The 6787-nt window shown below is 57.4% G+C and carries 4 protein-coding genes; 3 read left to right on the forward strand and 1 reads right to left on the reverse strand.

All coding sequences use genetic code 11. The annotated features are described in order from the left end of the window. Window positions 1-738: 738 nt before the first annotated feature. The 3 genes from B088_RS07800 (at window position 739) to B088_RS07810 (ending at window position 5382) form a co-directional block, all read left to right on the forward strand. Window positions 739-1914 carry an NAD(P) transhydrogenase subunit alpha gene (locus tag B088_RS07800; protein ID WP_018107868.1) on the forward strand — a complete coding sequence of 392 codons (1176 nt, stop codon included), beginning with the start codon at window positions 739-741 and terminating at the stop codon, window positions 1912-1914. 76 nt (window positions 1915-1990) lie between these two features. Next, window positions 1991-2323: an NAD(P) transhydrogenase subunit alpha part 2 gene (locus B088_RS07805; protein WP_018107869.1), complete on the forward strand. Its 333-nt coding sequence runs from the start codon at window positions 1991-1993 to the stop codon at window positions 2321-2323. 11 nt (window positions 2324-2334) lie between these two features. Further along, a complete protein-coding gene (locus B088_RS07810; RefSeq protein WP_018107870.1) occupies window positions 2335-5382 on the forward strand; it encodes an NAD(P)(+) transhydrogenase (Re/Si-specific) subunit beta in 3048 nt (1015 codons plus the stop codon). A 151-nt stretch (window positions 5383-5533) separates the two neighbouring features. On the opposite strand, the gene B088_RS07815 is transcribed toward B088_RS07810, so the two are convergent. After that, complete coding sequence (locus B088_RS07815; protein WP_018107871.1) at window positions 5534-6388, reverse strand: DUF4595 domain-containing protein; 855 nt, start codon at window positions 6386-6388, stop codon at window positions 5534-5536. Window positions 6389-6787 lie beyond the last annotated feature (399 nt).

Consider the following 6787-nt stretch of genomic DNA (forward strand, 5'->3'; position numbering starts at 1 on the left):
GCGGGGTCGTATACCTTGAATGCGTCATCGTTTCCCGGGGTCTTCGGCACTTCGTGCCTCGACACCCGGTCTAAAAAGCGATGATCCCTCCGGGGCTTCGCCCCTGCGGGATCGGCATGCGGTAGCAGCAGGGCTGGGATCAGTCGACAGGATTGCACAGCGACAGGGATTATCACTTCTTTGCTTTAAGGCTCAAATGCGTCACCCCTGCACCTACGCTCTCAGCCGGATTGGGGTACCACGCCCGAGACTCCACGACCACCTCTCTTGTTTCTGCTTACGCTGTGAAATGCTCTGTCTTTCAGAGAGTAAGAGTGTGTCTCTGGACGCCGGTGCACAGTGATCCGGACAGCCGTGGATCTAATACCGATATTAGTGATCTCTATTACCGGTATTAGAGATCACTATTACCGGTAATAGATTTACTTCTGTTCGGGTGACCCGGTGAGAGTCTCCGGATGTGCTAAGCGCAGTAAGCAATTAGCCCGACTTGGTTTTTGCTCGGAAGAGCTTATCTGGGGCGATAGTGTGGATTGTGTTGTGCGTATAAATTTCTGGTTGTTAGTACTCTGTGTTGATTTTGAGAGGTCGTATTCTATTAGTAGACGGATTAATGTGAAAATTTAGTATCCCAAAACCTCCATTTTTCTTGATTAGTCCGATTCTTTTTTCCATACATTTGTCTGAGACAAGACAATTACAATCACCTTTAAAACCAAACCCAACCACTTATCATCTATGATTATAAGCATTCCGCGTGAGATCATGCCCGGTGAGAGTCGTGTCGCAGCGACTCCGGAGACCGTAAAGAAGTTCGTCGCTGACGGCTGCGAGGTCCTCGTAGAGGCAGGTGCAGGAGAGCCTTCCTTCCACCACGACAAGGACTACGAGGCTGCCGGTGCCAAGCTGGTGACCGATACCCAGGAACTCTTCGACAAGGCCGACGTGATCCTCAAGGTCAAGGAGCCGCTCTTCAATGAGCAGCTGCAGAAGAATGAGGCAGACATGATGCACGAGGGGCAGGTGCTGATCACCTTCATCCACCCCGCCTCCCCCGTCAATCATGAGATGGTGAAGAAGCTCGCCCACAATGGTGTCGTTGCTCTCACCCTCGATGGTGTACCCCGTATCTCCCGCGCTCAGAATATGGACGCACTCACCTCGATGAGTACCTGCGCCGGATACAAGGGTATGATCATGGCAGCCAACGACCTGCCTTACTTTATGCCTCAGATGTTTACCGCTGTTGGCCAGATCGTCCCCGCCAAGGTGATGGTCATCGGCGTCGGCGTTGCCGGTCTGCAGGCTCTTGCCACCGCCAAGCGTCTCGGTGCGATCACCTACGCTGCTGATATCCGTCCCATGGCTGCAGAGAATGCCAAGTCTCTCGGTGCTCAGGTGGTAGATACCGGTGTCGATCCCAAGCTCGCTGTCGGCGAGGGCGGCTACGCTATGCGTCTCCCCGACGATGTGCTGGCTGCAGAGCGTGAGAAGCTCTACCCCACGATCAAGGAGATGGATATCGTCTTCTGCTCCGCACTGATCCCCGGTAAGGTCGCTCCTACGATCATCACCGAGGAGATGGTCAAGGGGATGAAGAAGGGCGCTGCCATCGTCGACATCTCCATCGACCAGGGTGGTAACTGCGAGTGCACGCCTCCCGGAAAGCACGAGCGCATCCACGATGTCATGATCAACGGTATCAAGAATATCCCCGGACTGCTCGCCAATAGCTCCACCTGGATGTTCTCTCAGAATATCTACAACCTGACCAAGTATCTCACTCACGACGGCAAGATCGTCCTCGATCCTCAGGATGAGATCTGCAAGGGTATTACCGTGACCAAGGACCGCAAGATCGTACATGCCGGCTGCCTCGAGGCGCTCGGTGCAGACGGTCCTCTGGAGTGCTAATCATCTAATCACCATGAGCCAAATCGATTTTCCTGGATAGGGAGACCGGTTTGGCTCTTTTTTATCTCTTATTGATATGGCTTCACCACTAGTCTTAGTCCTGGTCTTCATAGTGTCCGCAGTGGTCGGATACTTCATCATCCGGCAGATCCCCAGTCTGCTCCATACGCCGCTGATGTCGGGTATGAATGCACTCTCCGGCATCACCATCGTCGGTGCCATCATCGTCGTCTGCGAGACGGTGGAGTGCATCGATGCTTACGGGGGGGACTTCCGCTACTACCTCGCCCTGATCCTCGGCGGCATTGCACTCATCCTGGCGATGATCAATGTCGTCGGCGGCTTTGGCGTCACGGAGCGGATGCTCAAGATGTTTCACCACAGCAAGTCCTCCAAGGGCGGTAAATAATCAGTCCTATGATGTCAGTACTCACTATTATTATCCCCCTCCTCGTACTCGCCGGTCTCTGGATGATGAGCCGTGTCTCGTCGTCTGTCAATGGTAACCGGACCAGCATCCTGGCGATGATCCTGGCGATACTCGTCGCCTTCTGGGGACACGGTATGGTGCCACTTCTCTGCACCCTTTTCTTCATCCTCATCGGTCTCGTGATCGGCTTTATGATGGCTCGTAAGGTCAAGATGATCGAGATGCCTGAGATGGTCGGACTGCTCAATGGTCTCGGTGGTGGTGCCTCGGCACTCGTCGGTATCGTCACCCTGATGGGCATCACCTCGCCCGAGGTGTCGATCACCTCGGCCGTCATGCATGCCGACTCCTTCTCACTGGGGGCCTTCGAGTCCTCTACCGGTGTCCTCGCCGTGATCGTCGGTATGATCACGCTCGTCGGTAGCCTCATAGCTGCCGGTAAGCTTCACCGCGTCATCGATGGCCGACCCAAGGTGATCAAGAATCACAGCCTCTACCTCACCATCGCCCTCGCCCTTTGCGCCGTCTTCTTCATCTGGAGCTTCTTCGGTGTCAACGACGGCAACGCCGCCTGGATCATCTGCCTGTCGGTCCTCTTTGCCGCCCTTTTCGGTGGGCTCTTCACCATCCGCGTCGGTGGTGCCGATATGCCGATCACGATCTCGCTCCTCAACTCGCTCTCCGGTGTCGCCGGCTCTATCGCCGGTATGGCTATCGGCAACGTGATGCTGGTCGCCATCGGCGGTATCGTGGGTGCCTCCGGACTCCTCCTCACGCAGATTATGTGTCGGGCGATGAATCGCTCCCTCGGAGATATCCTCCTCGGCAAGACCGCTGCCCCTGCGGGGAAGAAGGCTGCCCCCAAGGCTACAGCCCCCGCCGCTGCCCCTGCTGCTCCGGCAGCTAAGAAGGAGGCCTCCCTCCCGGAGATCCTCCACGATGCGAAGAAGGTGATCATCGTCCCCGGCTACGGTATGGCGCTCGCGCAGGCACAGCATCAGGTGAAGCAGCTCGCCGACACGCTTCGCCGCAATGGCGCCGAGGTTCGCTTTGCCATCCACCCCGTCGCCGGTCGTATGCCGGGTCATATGAATGTCCTCCTCGCCGAGGCGGATGTGCCCTACGATGACCTCTTCGAGATGGAGCGGATCAATGATGACTTCAAGGACACCGACCTTGTGATCGTGATCGGAGCGAATGATGTGCTCAATCCTGCCGCTCGTGAGGCGGAGGGCACACCGATCTACGGCATGCCGGTGCTCAACGTCGATCAGGCGAAGCACATCATCATCTGCAACTACGACCTCAAGCCGGGCTACGCCGGGGTGGAGAACCCCCTCTACACCCGCAAGGAGGGCGTGACGATGTGTCTCGGCGATGCCAAGGAGACGGTGGCTGACCTGGTCAGTGCCGCTACTCAGGCACCTGCCAAGGCGGATGCCGCTCCCGATGATACCGCCAAGCTCCTCCACGAGGCTAAGGAGGTGATCATCGTCCCCGGCTACGGTATGGCACTCGCACAGGCGCAGCACGAGGTGAAGCACCTTGCTGATGCCCTGACCCGCAATGGCGCACACGTACGCTTTGCCATCCACCCCGTCGCCGGGCGTATGCCGGGTCATATGAACGTCCTCCTCGCCGAGGCGGACGTGCCCTACGATGACCTCTTCGAGATGGAGCGGATCAATGACGACTTCAAGTCGACCGACCTCGTGATCGTGATCGGAGCGAATGACGTACTCAATCCTGCAGCCCGTGAGGCTGAGGGCACGCCGATCTACGGTATGCCGGTGCTCAATGTCGATCAGGCGAAGCACATTATTATATGTAACTACGACCTCAAGCCGGGCTATGCCGGAGTGGAGAACCCGCTCTACACCCGCCAGGAGGGCGTGACGATGTGCCTCGGCGATGCCAAGGAGACGGTAGGTGACCTCCTCGCTAAGACGACCGCACCCCTTGCCGCTGCCGGTGAGCCGACGGAGCTCTCCGATGAGGGTGCTCTCCTCCACGAGTCGAAGCGGGTGATCATCGTCCCCGGCTACGGTATGGCACTCGCACAGGCGCAGCACGAGGTGAAGGGGCTTGCCGACACGCTTCGCCGCAATGGGGCAGAGGTTCGCTTTGCCATCCACCCCGTTGCCGGTCGTATGCCGGGCCATATGAATGTCCTCCTCGCTGAGGCGGACGTGCCCTACGATGACCTCTTCGAGATGGAGAGGATCAATGACGACTTCAAGGACACCGACCTCGTGATCGTGATCGGTGCGAATGACGTCCTCAATCCTGCTGCTCGTGAGGCTGAGGGCACGCCGATCTATGGTATGCCGGTGCTCAATGTCGACCAGGCGAAGCACATCATCATCTGTAACTACGACCTCAAGCCGGGCTACGCCGGAGTGGAGAACCCGCTCTACACCCGCAAGGAGGGAGTTACGCTGAAGCTTGGTGACGCCAAGGAGACGGTGGCTCAGCTCGCTGCCGAGGCTGCCGCTGCACCCTCGGAGGTGAAGAAAGCCACCGGTGGTCCCGACCTCTCCAAGGTGCTCACTGATGCGAAGAAGGTGATCATCGTCCCCGGCTACGGTATGGCGCTCGCACAGGCACAGCACCTGGTGAAGCAGCTGGCGGACACCCTGACCCGCAAGGGCGCAGAGGTTCGCTTTGCCATCCACCCCGTTGCCGGTCGTATGCCGGGTCATATGAATGTCCTCCTCGCCGAGGCCGATGTGCCCTACGATGACCTCTTCGAGATGGAGCGGATCAATGACGACTTCAAGGACACTGACCTCGTGATCGTGATCGGAGCCAATGACGTCCTCAACCCTGCCGCCCGTGAGGCCGAGGGTACGCCGATCTACGGCATGCCGGTGCTCAATGTCGATCAGGCGAAGTACGTCATCATCTGCAACTACGACCTCAACCCCGGCTACGCCGGAGTCCCCAACCCGCTCTACGAGCGTGAGTCCGGCGTAACTCTCCTCCTCGGCGATGCCAATAAGACGGTCGCTGACCTCGTCGCCGCTGCCAATGCCTAAGGCATAGCTTTAGAGTTATACTTCAATACAAAGGGGCTGCCTCACTTCTCGGTGAGACAGCCCCTTTGGCGTATATTGTGACAGTTGTTTCAGCTAGGAGACAGAATGCGTCTCGATCACCCTACGTCGTGTCGCTGAGCGCTCTGCTCGCTTACTTGTAGGTGATCTCGAAGGTGGTTCGGAGTATTTTTCCTGCGAAGTCCGGTATGAAGTCTTTGCTCTTGGACTGCAAGTTCTCCGTGGTGACGATCTTTACCGGACGACCCTTAGCGTCAAGGGTGTAGTCGAATGTGGTGGTCATCTCGACGGGTAGGTTGCTGACCGGCATCTTTAGCGTGCTGACTCTCTTTGACGGGAGGTAAGCGGGCGCTTTGCCAAACCACATCCCGGGTAAGGGGATGTCGGTGAACTCTGGGATGTAGAGGACCATAAGCCCGGCGGGGTCCTTTGTCTTACTGTAGGTAAAGGTCGTGTGTGAAGTCATATCCTGCGACTCGGCGATACTAAGCTGGCGCTCTGAGATCAGGTCTCCCTCCCACCTGAAGGTGTAGACTCCCTGCTCTTCGTGCCTGAGTGACTGGAGGTGTCCCTCGGTGTCGTAGGATGCTGAGAAGAAACTCTCGGCTCCGCTCGTTTTCTCCCCAATGATATAGCCGCTGGCATTTGTCTGAAACACCTGAAGCTCAGAGGGAAAGGAAACGGTCATCGTGCCATCTCCATAAATGATGGGCCAAGTCTCGCTGTGGGGACCATCGTCACCAGTTATGCTGACCGTCATAGAGGACACCCGACCCTCCTTGCCGTAGGCGTACTGAGTGGTCATATCTTTCTTTGAGGAGTTGATTAGGTCCTCTACCGTCACAGTGAGTGATGATACGAGTGCCCTCTCCTCCGCGGGTGGAGGGGTCGGCTGATCCTCCCCGCCATTGCAGTTGCAGGAGGGGAAGGCTACGGCACCCAGCAGAGCCAGGGCTACTGTATAGAGGTACTTCTTGGATGACGTCATAAGAGTATAAGTAGTTACTTGGGTTTGTTGATTTCGCTCGTGAGGGTAGTGACGGTGCCGTCNCGGAAGGTGGTACGGATGGTGAGCGTCTGAGGCTCGGCGAAGTGGGGACTGTCCGACGTGAGGAATAGCTGTGGCTCTAAGTAGTCCATAGATGCGAAGTCTACTCTGTCCAGAGGCGATAGGATCACCTCATAGAGACCNTCACGGAGATCCCAGTCCTCCTCCCCAGTTCGGTCATAAGCCTGCGCCACCAGCTTCATATAGGCTTCGCTCCGGACGTGGAAGTCTGCCGGCATTCTCTGCCTGCCGGGATTGTCGAGATGCTTCGCATAGCGGTCATGGCAGCGACCGAGGAGCCAGAAGTGCGCATTGAGTACACTCCCCGCCGGCTGATCC

It is taken from the genome of Porphyromonas bennonis DSM 23058 = JCM 16335, assembly GCF_000375645.1.
Taxonomy (GTDB): Bacteria; Bacteroidota; Bacteroidia; order Bacteroidales; family Porphyromonadaceae; genus Porphyromonas_A; species Porphyromonas_A bennonis.